The sequence below is a fragment of the Winogradskyella echinorum genome (assembly GCF_014297365.1).
Taxonomy (GTDB): domain Bacteria; phylum Bacteroidota; class Bacteroidia; order Flavobacteriales; family Flavobacteriaceae; genus Winogradskyella; species Winogradskyella echinorum.
Window position 1 is genome coordinate 86,746 of sequence record NZ_JACOQD010000008.1, and the last position, 21,600, is coordinate 108,345.

Below are 21,600 nucleotides of genomic sequence, written 5' to 3' on the forward strand. Positions count from 1 at the left end.
AATTACAAGTCTTTAATCATCCATTCGGTACAAGAGTAATGTCCTGTATTTCCTAAAGGCTTATCTAAACTCTCAAACCCTACTTTTCTATAAAGTTTTCTAGCTTCCACCATATAAGGTAGTGTTTCTAAATAACACTGCTCAAAACCAGATTGCTTTGCAAATTCTAAACATTTAGCCATCATTTGGCTGCCTAAACCTTTACCTCTTGCTTCAGACATAAAATACATTTTCTGTAATTCGCAGACATTACCTTCATAATTATCTAAAGGAGAAATACCTGCACCTCCAAGTATATCATCGCCTTTTGCAACTACAAAATATGTCATCTTGTCTTGGTCATACGTTTCCGTCATACAATCTAATGCCTTATCCTCGTATGCTGTACCAACTTTTGGCACACCATATTCAATTAAAACAGAACGAATCGCTTGTGCAATTTTGGGATTGTCTTTAAGTTCTATTTCTCGAATAACAATAGTATCTTTACGCACTAATTTTTTGATTTTTATACTGAATTTATTTAGGTATGAAAGATAACCATAATTACCATTTTATGTTTAAAAGATTTTTATTCATTTCCATATTTTTTACACTACTTTTCAACTGTACTGTAACAGAACAACCAGAATTTATAGGTCTTGAAAACATTAAAGTGGTTAATTCTAATATTCAGTCTATTACACTAAAAGCTGACGCCTTATTTATTAACCCTAACGACGTTGGTGGTTCGTTAAAAACTGATGATTTAAAGGTTTATATAAATGAAACTGAAGTTGCTACTGTTGTTTCTGACGAGTTTGATGTGCCTTCTAAAAAGAATTTTACAATTCCGCTTATCGTTTCTGTAGCAACAGATAGTATTATAGACAAGAAAAGTCTTGGTGGCTTATTGGGTAGTTTAATTTCTCAAAAATTAAAAGTACAATATAAAGGAGATATTAAATATAAAGTTTTAGGTTACTCTTCTACGTATTCAGTAGATGAAACTCAAGAACTAAAAGTTAAACTATAGATTGAAAAATCACGAATTATACATTAAACGCTGTTTACAAATTGCCAAAAATGGTTTGGGTTCTACACGACCAAACCCAATGGTTGGAGCTGTTGTGGTTTTTGAAAACAAAATTATTGGTGAAGGTTTTACAAGTGCTTATGGAGGCAACCATGCCGAAGTCAATGCTATAAATTCAGTAAAAGATAAATCATTATTAATAAAAAGCACACTGTATGTTACGTTAGAACCTTGTAGCCATTTTGGTAAAACACCACCTTGTAGCGATCTCATTATTAAGCACAAAATACCAGAAGTTGTAATTGGTTGTATAGATGATAATCCTGCAGTAGCTGGTAAAGGTATTGCTAAACTAAAAGCTGCAGGCTGTAAAGTAATTGTTGGTGTTTTAGAAGATGCATGTAGAATACATCACAAACGATTCTTTACTTTTCATAACAAAAAACGTCCTTATATTATATTAAAGTGGGCAGAAACAAAAGATGGTTTTATTGCACCAAAAACTAAAAATGAGCAGAAACCGGTTTGGATTACTAACACCTATTCTCGCCAGTTAGTTCATAAATGGAGAGCAGAAGAACAAGCCATATTAGTTGGCACCAATACTGTTTTAGAAGACAACCCGAGTTTAACGGTAAGAGATTGGGAAGGGAACAATCCTACTCGCGTTGTACTTGATAGAACTTCAAAATTGAATCTTGCTTATAATGTTTTTAATGCTGAAGCTAACACAATTGTAATTGGTTCTGAGAATACTAATCATAAAACTCCAAAAGATAATTGGGCTATATATCCTCCGGAAAACGCACAAATCCTCATAAATGAATCAACTTTTTTAGCACCAATAAATTGGAGTGAAAGTAAAATCATTGCTCAACAAGTGTGTGATACTCTATATAGAAATAATATAAATTCAATTATAGTTGAAGGAGGTGCAAAAACACTTCAAACGTTTATAGATGAAAACCTTTGGGACGAAGCTAGAATTTTTACTGGTGCTATTGAGTTTAAAGATGGTATAAAAGCACCAAAATTACAAGGTAAGTTAATTAAAGAGGATGTAATTTTAAATGATAGACTCAAAACAATCTACAATAAATAATGAAAGCCTGAAACAAGCTAAGGACTACAACATATGATTAAAACTTTAATTTTCGATTTTGGTGATGTTTTCATTAATCTAGACAAACAAGGTGCTATGCAAAATGCTTTAAACTTGTTTAATCTAGAATTTTTTGAAGCAGATATGGTTGAAACTAACATGCAATATGAAATTGGAAGGATATCAACTTCAGAATTTATTGCCTTTTATAAATCCATGTTTCAAAATTTGAATGAAACCGATATTGTTAATGCTTGGAATTATATAATTAAAGATTTTCCCGAATATCGCTTAGACTTTATTAAAAATCTAGCTCAAGAAAAAGAATTTAAACTAATTCTACTGAGCAATACCAATGACCTTCACATTGACTTCATAAAACATAACGTACCGTTTTATGATGATTTCAAAAACTGCTTTGATGTCTTTTACTTATCCCAAGAAATACATCTAAGAAAACCTAATGCAGATATTTTTGAGTTTGTTTTAAAAGAAAACAATCTTATAGCCAATGATTGTCTTTTTATTGATGACACCAAAGAGAATACTGATACAGCTGATAGATTAGGTTTGCATACGTGGAATATCGATGAGACTAGTGAAGATGTTATTGATTTATTCAAAATTAAAAAAGAGCGCTTTTGATTTATTTACTTCTTAGCATCTTATCTTCTACTGCAATTTTTGTGCTTTTTAAATTATTTGATAAGTACAAAATTAATACTTTACAAGCTATCGTTGTCAATTACGCTACAGCCTTTATTTGCGGTTTACTTCTTTTTGAAGAACAGATTATACCTTCAGAAATTATTCATACCAATTGGTTTAAAATTGCGATTGGTTTAGGCTTTCTATTTATTGCCATATTTAATGTTATGGCACTAACCGCACAAAAAAATGGACTTACCGTAGTTTCTGTAGCTAGTAAAATGAGTGTAATCATTCCAATAGTATTTGGAATCTATGTTTATAACGAAAGTGCCGGATTTCAAAAAATAACAGGTATTGTCTTAGCCTTAATTGCTGTTTATTTAACTTCTGTGAAACAAAAAGATGAAGCCGTTTTATCAAAGGCCTTGTATTTACCTATAATTTTGTTCTTTGGTTCTGGAGTTATTGATACTTCCGTCAATCATTTTGCACCAAAAGGTAACATGCAACTTTTCTTAGCAGTCATTTTTGGAATGGCTGGTTGTATTGGTCTTATTATTTTGAGTTATAAATCCATTGTTTTAAAAGAACAATTTAAAATAAAAAGTGTGCCTTTTGGTATAATGCTGGGTATTGCAAATTATTGTTCTATGTATTTTTTGCTAAAAGCCTTACGAGTAGATGGATTTGAAAGCTCTTCGGTATTTACCATTAATAATGTTACTATTGTTGCTGTATCCACACTAATAGGATTATTACTATTTAAAGAGCATATTTCTAAAACCAATTGGATTGGCATTATCATAGCTATTGTTTCCATTATGTTGGTTACACTAACATAATGGAAACATTAACCGTAATATTACTTTAATTTTTAACGATTTTTACTGTTTGTAAATTTTCACCAGATGTTAACTCAACAAGATATAATCCATTTGCTAAGCTTTCTATATTAATAGATTCAGAATTTGTTTTGCTTAGTAAAACTTTACCCGCCAAATCATAGACTTGAATTCTATCTATATTATCTAAATTAAAATTCAGTATACCTGTTGTAGGATTAGGATATACCTGCAAATTGGAAAAATATACACCATCAACAGATAAGCTATTCACACAATTCACTGAAATAGCATTTACATCTTCAATAATTCCTGTATTATTAAAAGTAACATTATCAAAACCTGGATAACTTTCTGGGTAACGATGTGCTCTAAAAGACCCATTACCATCTGGTTCATCAAATTGAGCAAAATTAGAATTGTTACCAATCGGAATTTCATATACCCAAACCACATTTCCTAAGTTATCTACTTCAGTAAGTCTTCCTTTACCAGTTTCATTAATTAGTGCATTTCCATTAGACATTATTTGCACACCACTTCTTGATGGCTCCATTACAATTTCCCCTAATACAGTTCCATCATAAGACCAAAAATAATCTTCAGGTAAAAATTTACCAGAATCTAGGCTATAAACGCCATTAGTGTCATTTGGATCAATTATATGAATAGATGAAGCTGTTAAATCAGATCCATAACCATCATTACTAAAAACGGACAATTTACCTTCATGAGGTCCATCTGTTATCCATTTAATATCATGTTGTCTTCCAAGTTTATGATCAGCTTCAGTTCCTTGGTCATACACTTGAGGATTTCCCCATCTCCAAAGAAAATCTCCACCTTTTCCATAATTTCCACCAGAGTGCGAAGCTGCTTGTGCAGTGGTTGTACTATGATCTATAATAAATACTTCGCTTAAATGTCTTGATGAAATCGCAATTTGATCTAGCTCTGGGTTATAATCTATAGCGTTAGCATGTATAGGATTAGAACCGTTACCATTATCAAAATTCATATTATATAATTGAGGGTTACTTGCCACGACCCCAAAATTTGGTTTAGAGCCATCAAAATCTTGAACCATATGATCAAACAATTTCCATTCCCAGACAATATTAGCTGAATTTGTTCCTACTGGCTGAACTTCTACAATTCTCTCTAATACAAAGGTATCTGCTGGAAAAGACGTATCCTTACCTTCTGCAAACATTTCAACATCCGTATAAGGATCTCTTATTAAAACTAAAAAATTGCCATTAGGTAAAGGTTCAATATCATGGTGAATTCTAAAACCTAGAACATCCATGTAATTAATACTCCAAAGTATATTGTTATTCCAATCTCTTATATCAACGTTGTTTGGACTACCCTGTAGCAAATTTCCGTTTTCTAATAAATAAGCCTGTCTACTTTGCTGACCTGAAAAATCCCATTGATTAACAGCTTCTCCACAATTGTTTATGAGGTAAACTCTATCATCGGACAAAGCATTAAACAATGTGTATCCTTCCGATTTTTCAGCATTAGTGTCTTCATAAACCAAACCAATAGTCTCTTGTGCAATTGAAAGGTTGAATATGAATAATAAAATTAAAAATGTAGTTTTTTTCATTTGTTCTAAATTTTTCTTTTTTTATTTCAAATATAAGTAAAATCAAGTCTAGCAATAATACAAACCTTAATAATTAACACAAATAGAATTGCAAGCAGTGAACATATTTCAATTAAATAATTTATTCTGATTTGCATCTTTTTAGTTTCTATTATATTCGTCAAATAAAATATGATAGAAAGCGACATATATAAGACTATTGTTAAACCCGCTAAAGGTGAACTGTTTAAAGACAAGAATAGCAAATTCTATGGCTTTGCCTTTCCTGTATCAAACGAAGAACAAGTTAAATCTCATATCGAGAATTTAAAAAAAGAGCATTATTCCGCAAGACATTGGTGCTATGCTTACCAGTTAGGTACAGAAAACATACAATATAGAACTAATGATGATGGAGAACCTAACAACTCTGCAGGTATGCCTATTTATGGCCAAATTCAATCTTTTGAAGTCACAAACATTCTAATAATTGTTATAAGATATTATGGAGGTGTAAAACTTGGAGTTGGTGGTTTAATAAATGCCTATAGAACCGGAGCGCAATTAGCATTAGAAGCTGTAGATATTGTTGAAAAAACAATTAATAAAGAATTTCAGCTAAATTTTGAGTATAAAAATATGAGTAAAGTGATGAGAATACTCAAAGAAAATCAGATTGAAATCACAAATCAGAGGTTAGAACTAAATTGTTTGTTAGAAATATCTGTCAGAAAAAGAGACAGTTCTAAAATTTTTGAGCTTTTTGACGCTTTTTTTGGTGTTACAATAGATGAATTATAACGAATAATTTTGCAGTTTATCTAAAAGATATTTCGGGCATCTCGTTGGCCTATTTTTTTCCATATCAATAAAAGCAAGAATTGTATGACCTGTAGCTAGCAAGACATCTAATTGATTATGTATTTCGTAGTGAAACTCAATAGATGCTGTTGGCATTTTTTTTAGTGTAGTTTTTACTTTAAGCACGTCATCGTAACGTGCTGAATTTTTGTAATTTATAGACAATGAAACTACAGGTAACATTATCCCACCTTCTTCCATACCACTGTAACTCAGCCCATATTGACGTAACCATTCGGTTCTACCAACCTCAAAATACACTGCATAATTAGCGTGATACACAACACCCATTTGATCTGTCTCACCATATCTTACCCTAATTTTTGTTTCGTTAATTTTCATTTTAATGGATTTGTTTGAGAAAAAATTTGTAATTTCAACAAGTTTTAAACATGAGAAAAAAAATCTGAAAATTCAACAAAAATTGATTTTTTTATTAAGAATTTTGTTCACATATTTGTCATGTTCAAAACAACAAGAGAATCCTAATTCTCTTTTTTTTTGCTAATCTAACTAACAACATAAAATTTAACTTAACGAATGGAGATCACAGCGCAATCTGTATGGAGTAATTGTCTCGCTTTTATTAAAGATAATATACAACCCCAAGCCTACAAAACCTGGTTTGAACCTATAGATGCTGTTAAACTTTCCGGTAATGCTTTAAGTATTCAAGTTCCAAGTAAATTTTTCTACGAATGGTTAGAAGAACATTACGTTAAAATTTTAAAAGTTGCACTAAATAAAGAGTTAGGTGAAGATGCTAAGTTGGTTTACGTTATTAAAATGGAAAACACCTATGGCAATAAACAACCTTTTACAGAGAAAATTCCAAGTTCTAATAGATCTGCAGTAAAGTCTCAAGATGTAGATGTTCCTTTTAATAATAAAAGCCCTGAATTAAAAAATCCTTTTGTAATTCCGGGAATAAGAAATGTAAAGATTGAGTCTCAACTTAATCCTAGCTATAGTTTTGAAAATTTCTTAGAAGGTGATTCTAACAGATTAGCAAGAAATGCTGGTATTGCAGTTGCAAATAAACCTGGAGGCACATCATTTAATCCGCTTTTAATATTCGGTGGTGTTGGTTTAGGAAAAACACATTTGGCACATGCAATAGGTGTAGATATTAAAGATAAATACCCTGAGAAAACTGTTTTATACATTTCTGCAGAGAAATTTACTCAACAGTATATTGATTCTGTAAAAAAGAACAACAGAAATGATTTTATTCACTTCTATCAAATCATAGACGTACTCATTATTGACGATGTACAATTCTTATCTGGTAAAACAGGTACGCAAGATGTATTCTTTCATATTTTCAATCATTTGCACCAAAACGGCAAGCAAGTTATTTTAACAAGTGATAAAGCACCTGTTGATATGCAAGACATTGAGCAACGTTTATTATCACGTTTTAAATGGGGACTTTCTGCGGAATTGCAAACACCAGATTTTGAAACTAGAGTTTCAATCTTAAAGAATAAACTCTACAGAGATGGTGTAGAAATGCCAGAAGAAATTGTAGAATATGTTGCCAAACATATAAAAACAAATGTTAGAGAATTAGAAGGAGCTATTATTTCTTTAATTGCGCAATCATCTTTCAATAAAAAAGAAATTACAATAAACTTAGCTAAAGATATTGTAGAGAAGTTTGTTAAAAACACAAAGCGTGAAGTTTCTATTGACTACATTCAAAAAGTAGTTTCAGATTACTTTCAGATGGATGTTAACACACTTCAATCTAAGACTCGTAAACGTCACATTGTACAAGCACGTCAATTAGCAATGTTTTTTGCCAAAAAATACACGAAAGCTTCTTTGGCTAGTATTGGCTCTCAAATAGGGCAACGTGACCATGCAACAGTATTACACGCATGTAAAACGGTAGATAATTTGTCTTCAACTGATAAACAATTCAGAAAATATGTTGAAGATTTATCTAAAAAATTAGCACTTTAAATCTTAAATCATGACTCGTATTTTAATGGTGTGTTTAGGTAATATATGCCGTTCACCATTAGCTCATGGTATTTTACAATCTAAACTTTCTAAAGAACATTTTCATATAGATTCTGCTGGTACAGCGGCATACCATGTTGGCGAAAAACCAGATTACCGTTCAATTGAGGTTGCTAAAAAATACGGTTTAGATATTAGCAAACAAAAGGCCAGACAATTTAAAGTTGTGGATTTTGACACATTTGATTATATCTATGCCATGGATCAATCTAACTATTCTAACATTATAAGTTTAGCCAGAAATAATGAAGATATAGCCAAAGTGAAATTATTTCTTGAAGAAAACGATTCCGTTGTAAATAAAAATGTTCCTGATCCATATTATGGTAACGAAGATGGTTTTGAAAATGTTTATCAACTAATAGAAACCACTTCTCAGTTGATAGCTAATAAATTAATGTAGGCCACATATTAGCTTATCTCTAGTTTGTTTTTTTGTATTTTAGTAGCTCTAGTCTAAAAAAATGTGCCATGAAAACTTCAATTACGTTAGTGCTAACACTAAGTTTTATATTTTCTTTTGCTCAAGATCTAGAATTAAATTTATTTGCTTCTGGCTTAAATCGTCCTGTAAATATTAAACATGCTGGTGATACTAGACTATTTGTTGCAGAACAACAAGGCATCATAAAAATTATTAATTCTGATGGTTCTATAGAAAGCACACCTTTTCTAGATATTACCAATCTTGTATATGACACAGGAAGTGAGCAAGGTTTATTGGGTTTAGCCTTTCATCCAGATTATGCTACTAATGGTTACTTTTTTGTAAATTACATTAACAACTTAGAAGATACTGTTATTTCTAGATTTACTAGAAATGAATCTAATCCTTCAATAGCTGACCCTTCCTCTGAATTAGAAATTCTTACTTTCGCTCAACCTTATGTCAATCATAATGGAGGTGAATTACAATTTGGTTCTGATGGTTTTTTGTATATCTCCAGCGGAGATGGTGGAGATGGTGGTGACCCACAAAACAATTCTCAAAACCTCACAAATTTATTAGGTACAATACTACGAATTGATGTTAATAATTCTACAATTGCAAATCCTTACGACATACCAACAGATAATCCTTTTGTAAGCAATTCTGTGGCAAGAGATGAAATTTGGGCGTATGGATTACGAAACCCGTGGAAATTTTCTTTTGATAGTAGTAATAATGATATGTGGATTGCAGATGTAGGTCAGAGTGCTAAAGAAGAAATAAACCAAGCCACCTCTTCAGCATCTGGACTAAATTATGGCTGGAGATGTTATGAAGGAAATAATGCATTTAACACAATTGGATGTCCAAATAGTAGCACATTAACATTTCCCGTTTCAGAGTATGCCCATGTTGGTGGCCGTTGTTCTATAACTGGTGGATATGTTTACAGAGGTTCTATGTATCCCAATTTTGATGGTTTATACTTTTTTGCAGATGTCTGTACACAAGAAATTGGCTATCTTAAATTTGAAAACGAAAACTGGAATTCTACTTTTGAAAGTTTTTCTGGAAGCTTTGTTGCTTTTGGTGAAGATATAAATGGAGAACTATATGTTTCTACTTTAAGTGGCAATATATTTAAGCTAGTAGACAATGCACTAAGCACACAAGACAATCTCTTAAACTCTATTTCAATTTATCCAAATCCAACAAAAAATGAATTAAACATTAACTTTGAAAATACTAATACGTCTGTAAATTCTACAAAACTAATTATCTATAATATACATGGCGAAGTCATAAAAACCATAAATAGAACTGCAGAGACAATTCAAAAAGTTAATACATCAGATCTCTCTGCAGGAATATATATTTTAAAGATTAGTACAGAAAACCATAAACAAAGTATCCATAAAATCGTTATAAATTAATGAGTAGTTCCAAAGGAAAACTATACCTTATACCAACCCGATTAGGTGATAATCCACCTTTAGAAGTTTTACCTATTTCAATTAAAAAAATTATAGAAGATATAGATTACTATATTGTTGAAAACGAAAAAACGGCGCGTCGTTTTATAAAAAGGATTTCACCCGGAAAATCTCAACCTTCATTAAAACTTCAAGTATTAAATAAATATACAACTGAAAGCGAGCGTAATACTTATTTAAACTCATGTTTAGACGGTATTTCTGTAGGCTTATTGTCTGAAGCTGGTTGCCCAGCTATAGCCGATCCAGGTGCAGATATTGTAAGTTTAGCGCATGAAATGGATATAAAAGTAGTACCACTTGTCGGTCCATCTTCAATACTGTTAGCATTAATGGGTTCTGGTATGAATGGACAAAGCTTTACTTTTAATGGGTATTTACCTATTGATAAAAGCGAACGTAAATCTAAATTAAAAGTTTTAGAACGCTTATCTTCTGAGCATAATCAGGCTCAAATTTTTATTGAAACACCCTATAGAAATATGAAAATGTTAGAAGATTTAGCTAACACATTACAACCTAACACAAAAGTCTGTGTGGCATGCGACCTAACCTTACCAACAGAATATATAAAAACAAAGTCTGCTAAAGATTGGAAACATAATAAAGAAGATTTTCATAAAAGACCTTCAATATTTATTATTCAGAAGGATTAAGGTGTAACTCTTGCTTTCTTATCTGCTACTATAACAGATGTATCGTAGCCCGAAAACTTTTTCATATAATGTTTTACAGTAGAACCGTAAGCATCAGATGAATTATTATTTCCATAACTACGTAAAAATTTCTTAACACTACCTGGACCAGCCAAATGAGCAGCTGCTAAAATGCCAGATTCTGTGACTTTAATTCCACTGATTTGTTTACCCTCAAAGCGCTTTATATCTTTTCTTAGCACCCATTTATTACGTTCTGCATTCGCTATAAATGCTTTTTCTTGTAACTCAGGATTATATAAAAACTGATTTGGTTTATAAATTCCGATTAATTTCAATGTCTCAGAACCAAACTGATACTTCCCTAAATACCCTAAAGTATTAACAGTAAAATAATTACCTCTAGATTCTTTAAAAGCTAAAGCCTCTTTAAAACCTTCAAAAGATTTTCCTAAATGAGGTGTAAACATATTTTGCTTCGTGGTATGCTCCTCAGCAACCATGGCCATGTCTTTAGATATGTTATAATTTAGTTCTAGTCCTTCTGTAGAATATGTTTCAGGATCTAATGTAGAATTTGGGTATAAAGCCAATGCAATTAAAAAGCAAAATACAAATGGCAAAACCACATTTTTTGTTCTATTTTTTATCATTACAGCTAACCTTTTTATAGTAAAATATTTTCCCCAAAATGATCTTACTAAATTCGCGTGCAAATATACGACATATTTTTAATTACTGAAAAACAGCCGTTTAAGTGTTAAAATTTTAACTTAAAAGTAGATATAATGCCATTTTATCCGACCATTGCTATTCAATTCTATAGCAGGAAAAGGCACTTTAATAACGTTAAAAACGTCGAATATGGTTTTTAGAAGGTTAGAATTTGTCTTTATTCGGCTTAAATCAATATCTAAGCTTAAGTAGTATTGACGGGTTCTATTCTGGTTTAAAAATAGAACATCATTTGGGTCGCCAGTAAGCATTCCTTCTGCTCCATAACCAAAAGCAAGATTTAACCAATTAGGTATTCCATTTGTTTTTAGAAACGAATTAAAATTAGCACTTAACCAATAGGTTTGACCATTATAATCTTTTAAAAATTCTTCTGACAAACCATTTCCAAGCTTATTTGGTCGCTGCTGAGCATATTTAGTACGATGAAACGAATATTTTAAAAGAATTCGTTGCTCTTGCCATAACAATTCTTGGCCAACATGTAATCCAGTTCCAGCAACATTAGCTGCCATATCTGTCCATGAAAACCCCCATTCTTCAGAAAAACCATCCATCACCTCGACTGCAGTTAAAAACCCTAAGCCTAATGTAGATCCATAAAGTAATTGGTCTTTTTTACTTACACCAGACCAGCTTAAGGTATTTGCTCCTATCCTACCCAATTGATAAGAAGAAAATACGTGCCCCATTTTATCCATTTGTAACCACTCACCACTATCATTAATGGTTTTAAATTTAGAACGAGGGTAATCGGCATACCACAACTGATTAAGACCAACTAGAGTTAATGTTGCTAATGAAGCTTCTGTAAGAACAACTATATTTCTTCTCGGCTTATTTAAGGTATCACTCGATTTTAGAAACTGGTTGAGTTTAGATTGCGAATAAAGAGAATGGCTTACTACCAAAAAAAAGGCTATGCAGTAGACAAATAATTTCAAAATTTACTTGTTTATACCTTGTGATGATAAATAGCTTTGATACTCACGTGCATTATTATTATGCTGTCCTAAGGTCTTAGCAAACTTATGATACCCAATACGTTTAGCATCTGCTGCGAAATAAAGGTAATTATGCTTTTCCGGATTTAAAACTGCTTTAATAGCAGATAAATCTGGCATAGCGATAAGTCCTGGTGGTAAACCAGAATTTTTATATGTATTGTAAGGAGAATTTATTTCTTTATGAACATTTAATACACGTCTAATAATTGTATTCTTATACTTTGGCAATTGGTATGCTGCAAATTTTAAGGTAGGATCTGCTTGTAATGGCATTCCTATTTTAAGCCTGTTTAAATATACACCTGCTACTCTTGGCTGTTCATCTGCTTGTTTAGATTCTTCATGTACAATTGAAGCTAGTGTAATCACCTCATTTGGCGAAAGATTTAGTTGCTTGGCTTTAGCTTTTCTGGAGTCTGTCCAAAAACGATTATATTCTTTCAACATTCTATCTCTAAAAGTTTCGGCAGATGTATTCCAGAAAAATTCATAACTATTTGGTAGATACATACCCAAAGCTGTAGCTTTTGAAAACCCATTTTTGCTCAAAAACGCTTCATCTATCATTGCATTATACAATTCTATACTATCTGCTTCTATTTGAGTGCTTATTCTTCCGGCTAGATCAGTTAAATTATTCTGATTATTAAATGCAATTTTAATAGGCAAGTTTTTACTTCTAATAGAATTTATAATATCATTATTATTCATCCCTTTAGTAATTGCAAAACGACCTGCTTTAATATTTGTCGTATATTTTTTTTGATTAGCTAAAGCATCAAACTTATCAATATCTTCTAAAAGCGGAATTAGTTGCGCTCGCACATCATTATAAGTTGCATTACTTGGCACATATATATATTCTGTTTTTGTATTAAATTTTGTATTGGGCTGAAACATAGCACCATAAATATAATAGGCAATAACACCAAAGATGACCAAACCAATTAGAGCAATTGCCCAAAGAATTTTTTTAATATACATAGTTAATCGTTAATCCGTTGTAAAATATATTCGTTTGCAAACTGGTCGCCATCAAAACTCCAGTCCTTTTTTAATCCTATTTTCTTAAAACCGTTAGCTTCAAACAATTTTAAACTCGCTAAATTAGATTCAGAAATATTTGCGTAAACCTGATGCAAATGCAATGTACTAAAACAATAGTTTGTTAAGAGTTGTAAAGCTTCTTTCCCATAGCCTTTATTTCTATTGTTTTCATTCTGAATTAAAATACCAATACCAGCACGTTTATTTTTAATATCAAAATCGAAAACATCTATTAAACCTATAGTTTTATTTTCTAAATTACAAATAGCTAATCGTAATTGTTTGGCTTCGAAAATATCTTGCTGAGCATTTTCTAAATATTGCTTTATTAAAAAACGAGAATAAGGAGTTTGCGTATCACTTAAGTGCCATAAAGAGGTGTCATTTTCAATGGCATAAACAAAATCTAAATCTTCGGGCTCTAGAGCACGTAAATAAATATGTTCACCTTTAAGTGTTACCATTCTATTTCTCCTTTAAATACCTGTATTGCAGGACCAATTAACCAAATGTCTTCATAACCATCACCTATAGCATTAAAAGTAATTTTAAGAGTGCCGCCTGGTGTATTAAGTTTAACAGTATTACTTTCGGTTTTGCCAATTTTGTGCATAGCCAAAGCCACAGCAGTAACACCTGTACCGCAAGATAAGGTTTCGTCCTCTACTCCGCGTTCATAAGTTCTTACTGAAAAAGTATCCTTAGAAACTTGCTCAACAAAATTTACATTACTACCATCTTCGTTATAAGGTTGTCCGTATCTAATTTTAGCACCATTCGCTTTTACTTCAAAATCTTTTAAACCCGTAACGAGTTCTACATGATGAGGCGAACCTGTATCTAAAAACAAATGCTTTTTAAACGCTTCAATTTTTGAAACCTTTTGCATTTGTAATTGCACAATTTGGTCTTCAATTTTAGCTTTATGTAATCCATCAATAGCTATAAACTCTGTTGTGTTTTCAATAACACCTAAAAATTTAGCAAACGCTACAATACATCGTCCACCATTACCACACATACTACTTTCATTACCATCAGAGTTATAATAAACCATTCTAAAATCTGAAGAATTGTCATTTTCTAACAGTATAAACCCGTCTGCTCCAATGCCAAAACGTCGGTCGCATAATTCAGCAATACGTTTGGTATTATTCTTGTCTATAGTTTGTAAACGGTTATCTATTATAATAAAGTCGTTTCCTGTACCTTGATATTTGTAAAAAGTGATATTCATACGCTAGGCAAATATAAGCATATTCAGTTGCAAAATGGCTTGTTAAAGCGTCGTTAAATTTGGCGTTAAAAAGTAGTTAAATTGAAATTTAAAATCAATAAATTTCTAATTTTAATCGTTAGTTAAAAAAAATAGTTAAACTTAAATTCTGAAAATTTATGAAGAAGATTCTAACATTAGTATGCGTTTCGGCATTAGGTGGTCTATTAACTTTAGGTGGTTATAAACTTTTTGTCGAAAAAAACAATGAACAGTTGGCTGTAGAACAATCCTCAGACTTCCCTGTTTTTGTTCCTACAAATAATACTGTTAATGCTATTAATGATAACTCTATAATAGCACCAAATTTTGTTACTGCTGTAGAAAAATCATTAGATGCTGTTGTTCATGTAAAAAATACATCTATCGTTAGTGCACCTATGTCTATGCGCGATCTATTTTATGGACAACAATCACAGCGAGCACAAGTAGGTACAGGAAGTGGAGTAATTATTTCGCCAACTGGCTATATTGTAACTAACAACCATGTTATTAAAAACGCTAACGAGATTAGCATTACCTTAAACAACAATAAAGAATATATGGCAGAATTGATTGGCTCTGACGAATCCACTGATATTGCCTTATTAAAAATAGAAACTGAAGATGAAGACTTACCATTTATGGCCTTTGGAGACTCAGACAATGCTAAAATTGGTGAGTGGGTTTTAGCCGTTGGTAATCCTTTTAACTTAAACTCTACAGTTACAGCAGGAATTATTAGTGCTAAATCTAGAGATTTATCTGGCCAAAATACACAATCGTTTATACAAACAGATGCTGCTGTTAATCCAGGTAATTCGGGTGGAGCTTTGGTAAATACTAATGGAGATTTAATTGGTATTAATACCGCCATCTCATCCCGTACAGGATCCTATATTGGGTATTCATTTGCTGTACCGAGTAACATTGCGCGCAAAATTGTGAATGATATTATGGAATATGGCAATGTGCAAAATGGTATTCTTGGTGTTGTTGGTGGAGCTTTAAATAGTAAGTTCGCTGAAGAAAAAGGTTTAGACATCGCTGAAGGTTTTTACGTTAGCGATATACAAGAAGATACTGGAGCTGAGAAAGCTGGCATTAAATCTGGTGACATTATTAAGAAAATTGATAATGTAGAAATTAATAAATTTTCAGACCTATCTGGTTATTTAAAAACGAAAAGTCCAGATGATGTTGTTAATGTAACATTATTAAGAGATGGTGATGAAAAGATATTACCAGTAACATTATTAAAAAATTCGTCATATGAAATCCCAACTATCGGAATAGTTAAAAATACTTCAGTAAAAGAATTAAAGAATTTTAAATTAGATTACGGGTTAAAAATATCTAGCCTAACAAATCACCCAAAGCTGGAATCTTATTGGAGAAATAATGGTGTTGAAGAAGGTAGCATTATTACTCGTTTAAATGGTAAAAAACTATATTCTGTAGATGATGCAAAAAACGCAATAAAAAATAAAAGTTATGATGAACCCTTACAAATAGAAATACTTAATAAAGAAGGAGAAAAAGTCGTCTACAACTTTAGATAAAACATTAGAAAAAATAAACAAAATCACCCTTCAAAGTATTATTCTTTGAAGGGTTTTTATTTTCGTTAAAAAGTGCTACGAAAACGTTTGAAATATGTATTTTTGCGCAAATTTTAAACCACTAAACCAAAACAAATGGGTTTTAACGACACTTACGAAAAAGAGTTAGCGTTTCAAGCAGATCGTCGCAGAGCAACGGTCGAATTTATTAAAATTGTAAGCGACTTATGGTACGATAAGTCTATTGAGCTTGTTCTATTTAGAAATCAATTAATTGATAGAAATGTGAGCGAAATTTTAAACTTGCACGAGTATGCAGGTGAATTTGTTCAAAAGCCAATTTCTATCTTCGATTCAGTTGAAATTGCTCAAGCCATTAATGCTTTAGATTTACCACCAGCAAAGTTAGACATTGGTAAACTTACGTATGAGTTTCATCTAGAAGATCAGAAGTACAGTAATGCTACAGCTTTTGTAGCATCTAAACTAGGTGATGCTAAAGAAAACAAAGGTATTGAGCCAAAAGATGTTGTACTCTATGGTTTCGGTAGAATCGGTAGATTAGTAGCGCGTGAGTTAATGACGCGTACTGGTAAAGGTAATCAGTTAAGATTACGAGCTATTGTTACTCGTGGTGAAATTAATGAGACCGTTTTAGAAAAACGTGCATCACTACTTAGAAATGATTCCGTACATGGAGATTTTTCTGGTATGGTAAGCACAGATGTAAAAAATAGTGCTTTAATAATTAATGGTACCACTGTAAAAATTATTTCAGCAAATGCTCCAGAAGATATTGACTATACTAAATATGGTATTAACAATGCTTTAGTTATAGATAATACAGGTGCATTTAGAGATGATGAAGCTTTAGGAAGACACTTAAAGTCTAATGGCGTTGCTAAAGTATTATTAACCGCACCAGGTAAAGGTGTGCCAAATATTGTACATGGTGTTAATCACCTAGAACATAATCCAGACAAGGTAGATATCTTTTCTGCTGCGTCTTGCACTACTAATGCCATTACACCTATCTTAAAAGCAATCGAAGATTCTTTTGGTGTAAAATCTGGACATCTAGAAACCATTCATGCTTATACTAACGACCAAAACTTAGTAGATAATTTCCACAAAAAATACAGACGTGGACGTGCTGCTGGTTTAAACATGGTAATTACGGAAACTGGTGCAGGTAAGGCAGTAAGCAAAGCATTACCATCTTTAGAAGGTAAACTAACTTCTAATGCTATTAGAGTACCAGTACCAAATGGTTCTTTAGCTATTCTTAGCCTAGAATTAGAAAATGAAACTTCTGTTGAGAGCATGAATACCATCATGAAAAAGTATGCATTAGAAGGTGATTTAGTAGAGCAAATTAAATACGAAATGAGCGATGAATTAGTATCTAGCGATATCGTTGGTAGCTCTGCACCTTCAATTTACGATAGTAAAGCTACTATAGTTAGAAAAGACGGAAAAAATGCAATACTATATATATGGTACGATAACGAATATGGTTACAGCCACCAAGTAATTCGTTTAGCAAAGTATATTTCTAAAGTAAGACGCTATGCTTACTATTAGAATTCTTTGAAAAAGAAAAAGAAAAAATCTTGTCTTACGGCAAGATTTTTTTGTTTTTAAAACAGTTTAATAACCTAAGAATTTTAAAATTCTCAATTTTATAAATTTCTAACATCCAAAATAATAGATATACCGTATATAAATTAGCCTCTCAAAATTGTGAGGCTATTTGTTTAGTAATTTATGTAGCATATCCTCATAAAATTATTATTTTTACGACCTAATTAATCTAACAATACCAAAAATTACTTCTAAGATGAAATTCTTAACCAAAGTATCTGTAATTCTTTTAGTTACACTTAGTTTACAAACTGTAAATGCCCAAGCTGAAGATAAAGAAGAAGAAAAATTATCCCTCAATAGTGGAACCATAGATAATCAGTTTGAATATGTTATTCAAAAATCTGGACGTTACCAAGAATATAAAGTGGTAAAAAGAACATGGTTATATGCATTAAAAGCTCATACTATAGATACCTTAAAAGCATTTCATAAAGATTTAGCAGATACTAGAGCTGTAGTTACTAAGCAAGAAGAAGAAATAGCTAGCCTAAAATCTAGTTTATCTAATACAGAATCTACCCTTAATGCTACAAACGAAGAAAAAGATAATATTTCCTTATTTGGCGCTCAAATGAGTAAAGCTAGTTATAAGGTGTTAATGTGGAGTATCATTGCAGGATTAATGGCATTTCTCTTATTCTTTATCTATAAATTTAAAGGTAGTAACTCTGCCACCAGAGAAGCTAAACATAAGTTAGATGAAGTAGAAACAGAGTTTGAAGAACACAGACGTACAGCTTTAGAGCGCGAGCAAAAAGTAAGACGTCAATTGCAAGATGAGCTAAATAAGCAAAAAAGTTAATAAATGTTATTCTTAACATAGTAAAGAATCTCAATGAAATCCGTAATTTTAATTACGGATTTTTTTATGACCATTATAAAAGCACATATAGACCACTTAGAAGATTTAGTCCTATTATTTGATGGTTATAGACAATTCTACAAACAACCAACAAACAAGGATGGAGCACGTCAATTTTTAATAGAGCGCTTTAAAAATAAAGATGCTGTAATCTATATGGCTTATATAGAGGATAAGGCTGTTGGTTTTACACAACTTTATCCACTACTCTCTTCTGTTTCTATGCAACCTATGTATTTATTAAACGATCTGTTTATAGACTCTAATTATAGAGAGCAAGGCATCGGAGAAGCCTTAATAATAAAGGCCAAACAACTTTGTATAAAAGAAAACAATAAAGGCTTGGCTATACAAACCGCATTTGATAATCCTGCGCAACATTTGTATCAACGATTAGATTTTGTAAAAGATCCTGACATGCATTTTTTTTGGACAACAACTTAAAAACTAATGCTTTACTACAACTTGACTTTGTCAAAATTTTCGTCTAACTTCGTTTAACGTCTGTTATATAAAACTAGTACTGAGCGTAGTTAAAGTATTGAAACAGACTCATATCACTTAAGTTGGCTATAAGCTAAACACAAAGATAAATTTAATAACCATAAGCAACCTTTTGGTATATATTTCATCTTAAAATAAAAAACATTATGAAATTTTTCAATTTAATTAAGGCATATATATTATTCATTATTATTGTAGTAAGTGGTTGTAGCAAAAATAGCGATGATAATATTATCATTGAACCAGCAGGTTCAGCAGAGTATTTTATAAACAATGAAACAAATAAAGATATTATAATAATTTATCAGAAATCGGAAGAATTAGGATATGAAATAGATACAACTGACGTTATAGAAAAAAACACTTCGTACAAAATTTTTGAAGATGGAATAATAGGTGTAAATCCAGTCCCTAAAGATTCATTTGGTGAAATTAAATTTTATGAATCGCAAGATTTGATTAATCCTTTTTTAATCTTATCACCAGTTGAGAATGAAGATTGGACAGTCATCAATCAAGATTTAGGAAGTTCAGGGTATGGTTTAACAACTTATGAAATTGAATTGACTGATTAAAATTATTATAAAATCTAGTTGCCAACACCGTAAACAATTAATTGCTTTGATAATTGCTTATTTATTAAATTCCTTCCGAATTTTATCGCGTTCGTTTTTGTTTACTAAATTAGTTGTTGAACCTTGCAACTAATCTTACACAAAACCGTAAAACGAACTTCAATAATATCATCCAAAAAATTCTCTTAATTAAACATATCTTTGCAGTCTATTAAAAATTACCATGCGCATAGATATTATAACCGTATTACCAGAACTTTTAAAAAGTCCATTTGATGCTTCAATTCTTAAACGTGCTATAGAAGCAGGTTTGGTAGAAGTTTACTTTCATAATTTAAGAGATTTTGCAACGGGTGGCTACAAAGCTATAGACGATACACAATTTGGTGGTGGAGCTGGCATGGTTATGCTTATAGAACCTATAGACAAATGTATTTCCAAATTACAAGCAGAGCGCAACTACGATGACATTATATATATGACGCCAGATGGTGAGCAGCTCAACCAAGGTATTGCCAATCATCTTTCATTAAAAGAAAATATTATTATTCTATGTGGTCATTATAAAGGGGTCGATCAGCGTGTACGTGATAAATTTATCACCAAAGAAATATCAATAGGAGATTACGTCTTATCGGGTGGAGAATTAGGTGCTGCGGTTTTATGTGATGCTGTTATTAGATTAATACCAGGAGTTTTAGGAAATGAAACCTCTGCGCTAACCGACTCGTTTCAAGATGGTTTGTTGGCACCACCAATATATACAAGACCAAGAGAATACAAAGGCATGAAGGTACCAGAAGTCTTATTTAGCGGTAATTTTCCTAAAATAGAAAAATGGCGCGAAGAGCAAGCCTTTAAAAGAACACAAGAAAGACGACCAGACCTTTTGGACGAATAGTTCCAAAAGAAATTTCAAACTTCAAAAACTAAATTCCAAAACTTGATTAACGGCATAACGAATAATAGTAAAAGTAACTTAAAAACTTTTCACTTTACACTTCTTACTTTATACTTTTTAACTATATTTGCACCCAATTTTGAATTAACCTCTGGCGAGAATCGTGAATGTTGATTTGAAACAACCATTATAAATAAAACAAAATGAATTCTTTAGTAAAATTTGTACAAGACGAATTTGTAACACGTAAAGACTTTCCAGAATTTAGTGCTGGTGATACCATTACAGTTTACTATGAAATTAGAGAAGGTGAAAAAGTACGTACGCAGTTCTTTAGAGGTGTAGTATTACAACGCAAAGGCACCGGAACTTCAGAAACTTTTACAATCCGTAAAATGTCAGGAACAATTGGTGTAGAACGTATCTTCCCAGTTAACTTACCTGCTTTACAAAAAATTGAAGTTAACAAGCGTGGTAAAGTACGTAGAGCTAGAATTTTCTACTTTAGAGGTCTTACTGGTAAAAAAGCAAGAATTAAAGAAGTTAGAAGATAATTCAATCTTACATAACACATTAAAAAAGCCTTCAATTAAGAAGGCTTTTTTAGTTTATTAACTTTTGTTAATAAGTGTGGTTTATAAGATGTTTATATCTAAACTGTTAAAAAATTTGTCTATTCGCAATTGTAATGTAAATTAGCTAAACAATTAACAACAAACCTAGTTTGGTTTTAAAATATATTTTAAATTAATGTTAGTTGCAGATAAAGAGACGTTCTTTATTTATTGAGATTGTTTTTTGAGGTTGTGGAGCTGCTTGTGTAGATAAGTGAA

At 31.5% G+C, this 21,600-nt stretch carries 24 protein-coding genes; 16 read left to right on the forward strand and 8 right to left on the reverse strand.

The genetic code is table 11. From position 1 onward, the window contains the following. Window positions 1–2: 2 nt before the first annotated feature. On the reverse strand, window positions 3–494 hold the full coding sequence (locus tag H8K90_RS16710; protein WP_186847138.1) for a GNAT family N-acetyltransferase: 492 nt from the start codon (window positions 492–494) through the stop codon (window positions 3–5). Window positions 495–556: 62 nt separating this feature from the next. On the opposite strand from H8K90_RS16710, the gene H8K90_RS16715 reads away from it, so the two are divergent. Genes H8K90_RS16715 through H8K90_RS16730 form a run of 4 tightly spaced genes read left to right on the forward strand, consistent with a single transcriptional unit; the run spans window position 557 to window position 3,610 of the window. Further along, entirely contained in the window at window positions 557–1,015 is a 459-nt protein-coding gene (locus tag H8K90_RS16715) for an LEA type 2 family protein (protein ID WP_186847139.1), read from the forward strand. Window position 1,016: 1 nt separating this feature from the next. Further along, window positions 1,017–2,117: a bifunctional diaminohydroxyphosphoribosylaminopyrimidine deaminase/5-amino-6-(5-phosphoribosylamino)uracil reductase RibD gene (gene ribD, locus H8K90_RS16720; RefSeq protein WP_186847140.1), complete on the forward strand. Its 1,101-nt coding sequence runs from the start codon at window positions 1,017–1,019 to the stop codon at window positions 2,115–2,117. A gap of 33 nt (window positions 2,118–2,150) precedes the next feature. Continuing rightward, entirely contained in the window at window positions 2,151–2,762 is a 612-nt protein-coding gene (locus tag H8K90_RS16725; protein WP_186847141.1) for an HAD family hydrolase, read from the forward strand. Next, the gene (locus H8K90_RS16730; RefSeq protein WP_186847142.1) at window positions 2,759–3,610 is read left to right on the forward strand and encodes an EamA family transporter; all 852 of its coding nucleotides are present in this window, start codon (window positions 2,759–2,761) and stop codon (window positions 3,608–3,610) included. The genes H8K90_RS16725 and H8K90_RS16730 overlap by 4 nt, the downstream gene beginning before the upstream one ends. A 25-nt stretch (window positions 3,611–3,635) precedes the next feature. Here the strand turns inward: H8K90_RS16730 and H8K90_RS16735 are convergent, their stop codons facing one another. Next, entirely contained in the window at window positions 3,636–5,225 is a 1,590-nt protein-coding gene (locus tag H8K90_RS16735; protein WP_186847143.1) for an aryl-sulfate sulfotransferase, read from the reverse strand. A gap of 171 nt (window positions 5,226–5,396) precedes the next feature. On the opposite strand from H8K90_RS16735, the gene H8K90_RS16740 reads away from it, so the two are divergent. Next, window positions 5,397–6,005 (forward strand): IMPACT family protein, encoded by a 609-nt coding sequence (locus H8K90_RS16740; RefSeq protein WP_186847144.1) that lies wholly within the window; start codon window positions 5,397–5,399, stop codon window positions 6,003–6,005. Here the strand turns inward: H8K90_RS16740 and H8K90_RS16745 are convergent. Beyond that, window positions 6,000–6,407, reverse strand: a complete 408-nt coding sequence (locus H8K90_RS16745) for an acyl-CoA thioesterase (protein WP_186847145.1) — start codon at window positions 6,405–6,407, stop codon at window positions 6,000–6,002. The genes H8K90_RS16740 and H8K90_RS16745 overlap by 6 nt on opposite strands. Window positions 6,408–6,605: 198 nt before the next feature. Here H8K90_RS16745 and dnaA point away from each other — a divergent pair, with 198 nt between their 5' ends. From dnaA to H8K90_RS16765, 4 genes are all read left to right on the forward strand, one after another. After that, complete coding sequence (gene dnaA, locus H8K90_RS16750) at window positions 6,606–8,033, forward strand: chromosomal replication initiator protein DnaA (protein ID WP_186847146.1); 1,428 nt, start codon at window positions 6,606–6,608, stop codon at window positions 8,031–8,033. 10 nt (window positions 8,034–8,043) lie between these two features. Continuing rightward, complete coding sequence (locus H8K90_RS16755; RefSeq protein ID WP_186847147.1) at window positions 8,044–8,496, forward strand: low molecular weight protein-tyrosine-phosphatase; 453 nt, start codon at window positions 8,044–8,046, stop codon at window positions 8,494–8,496. Between the two features lie 68 nt (window positions 8,497–8,564). Further along, a complete protein-coding gene (locus H8K90_RS16760) occupies window positions 8,565–9,956 on the forward strand; it encodes a PQQ-dependent sugar dehydrogenase (protein ID WP_186847148.1) in 1,392 nt (463 codons plus the stop codon). Then, window positions 9,956–10,672 (forward strand): SAM-dependent methyltransferase, encoded by a 717-nt coding sequence (locus H8K90_RS16765; RefSeq protein WP_186847149.1) that lies wholly within the window; start codon window positions 9,956–9,958, stop codon window positions 10,670–10,672. Before H8K90_RS16760 ends, H8K90_RS16765 begins: the two co-directional genes overlap by 1 nt. Here the strand turns inward: H8K90_RS16765 and H8K90_RS16770 are convergent. The 5 genes from H8K90_RS16770 to dapF form a co-directional block, all read right to left on the reverse strand. After that, window positions 10,669–11,325, reverse strand: coding sequence for a peptidoglycan-binding protein LysM (locus H8K90_RS16770; RefSeq protein ID WP_186847150.1), 657 nt, complete (start codon window positions 11,323–11,325; stop codon window positions 10,669–10,671). The two genes, H8K90_RS16765 and H8K90_RS16770, sit on opposite strands and share 4 nt — an antisense overlap. A 120-nt stretch (window positions 11,326–11,445) precedes the next feature. Continuing rightward, window positions 11,446–12,351: a DUF2279 domain-containing protein gene (locus tag H8K90_RS16775; RefSeq protein WP_222611379.1), complete on the reverse strand. Its 906-nt coding sequence runs from the start codon at window positions 12,349–12,351 to the stop codon at window positions 11,446–11,448. Between the two features lie 3 nt (window positions 12,352–12,354). After that, the gene (mltG, locus tag H8K90_RS16780) at window positions 12,355–13,398 is read right to left on the reverse strand and encodes an endolytic transglycosylase MltG (RefSeq protein ID WP_186847151.1); all 1,044 of its coding nucleotides are present in this window, start codon (window positions 13,396–13,398) and stop codon (window positions 12,355–12,357) included. A 2-nt stretch (window positions 13,399–13,400) separates the two neighbouring features. Next, window positions 13,401–13,925, reverse strand: coding sequence for a GNAT family N-acetyltransferase (locus H8K90_RS16785; RefSeq protein ID WP_186847152.1), 525 nt, complete (start codon window positions 13,923–13,925; stop codon window positions 13,401–13,403). Continuing rightward, window positions 13,919–14,698, reverse strand: coding sequence for a diaminopimelate epimerase (gene dapF / locus H8K90_RS16790; protein ID WP_186847153.1), 780 nt, complete (start codon window positions 14,696–14,698; stop codon window positions 13,919–13,921). The genes H8K90_RS16785 and dapF overlap by 7 nt, the downstream gene beginning before the upstream one ends. Window positions 14,699–14,856: 158 nt before the next feature. On the opposite strand from dapF, the gene H8K90_RS16795 reads away from it, so the two are divergent. From H8K90_RS16795 to rplS, 7 genes are all read left to right on the forward strand, one after another. After that, window positions 14,857–16,278, forward strand: a complete 1,422-nt coding sequence (locus tag H8K90_RS16795) for a S1C family serine protease (protein ID WP_186847154.1) — start codon at window positions 14,857–14,859, stop codon at window positions 16,276–16,278. 135 nt (window positions 16,279–16,413) lie between these two features. Next, window positions 16,414–17,862: a glyceraldehyde-3-phosphate dehydrogenase gene (locus H8K90_RS16800; RefSeq protein WP_186847155.1), complete on the forward strand. Its 1,449-nt coding sequence runs from the start codon at window positions 16,414–16,416 to the stop codon at window positions 17,860–17,862. A gap of 256 nt (window positions 17,863–18,118) precedes the next feature. Next, the gene (locus H8K90_RS16805) at window positions 18,119–18,727 is read left to right on the forward strand and encodes a tRNA (guanine-N1)-methyltransferase (protein ID WP_186847156.1); all 609 of its coding nucleotides are present in this window, start codon (window positions 18,119–18,121) and stop codon (window positions 18,725–18,727) included. A 33-nt stretch (window positions 18,728–18,760) separates the two neighbouring features. Next, the gene (locus tag H8K90_RS16810; RefSeq protein ID WP_246457882.1) at window positions 18,761–19,231 is read left to right on the forward strand and encodes a GNAT family N-acetyltransferase; all 471 of its coding nucleotides are present in this window, start codon (window positions 18,761–18,763) and stop codon (window positions 19,229–19,231) included. A gap of 206 nt (window positions 19,232–19,437) precedes the next feature. After that, window positions 19,438–19,866, forward strand: coding sequence for a hypothetical protein (locus tag H8K90_RS16815; RefSeq protein WP_186847157.1), 429 nt, complete (start codon window positions 19,438–19,440; stop codon window positions 19,864–19,866). 223 nt (window positions 19,867–20,089) lie between these two features. Continuing rightward, window positions 20,090–20,767 carry a tRNA (guanosine(37)-N1)-methyltransferase TrmD gene (gene trmD / locus H8K90_RS16820; protein ID WP_186847158.1) on the forward strand — a complete coding sequence of 226 codons (678 nt, stop codon included), beginning with the start codon at window positions 20,090–20,092 and terminating at the stop codon, window positions 20,765–20,767. A 203-nt stretch (window positions 20,768–20,970) separates the two neighbouring features. Beyond that, window positions 20,971–21,321: a 50S ribosomal protein L19 gene (gene rplS, locus H8K90_RS16825; protein ID WP_186847159.1), complete on the forward strand. Its 351-nt coding sequence runs from the start codon at window positions 20,971–20,973 to the stop codon at window positions 21,319–21,321. The last annotated feature ends 279 nt before the right edge of the window (window positions 21,322–21,600 follow it).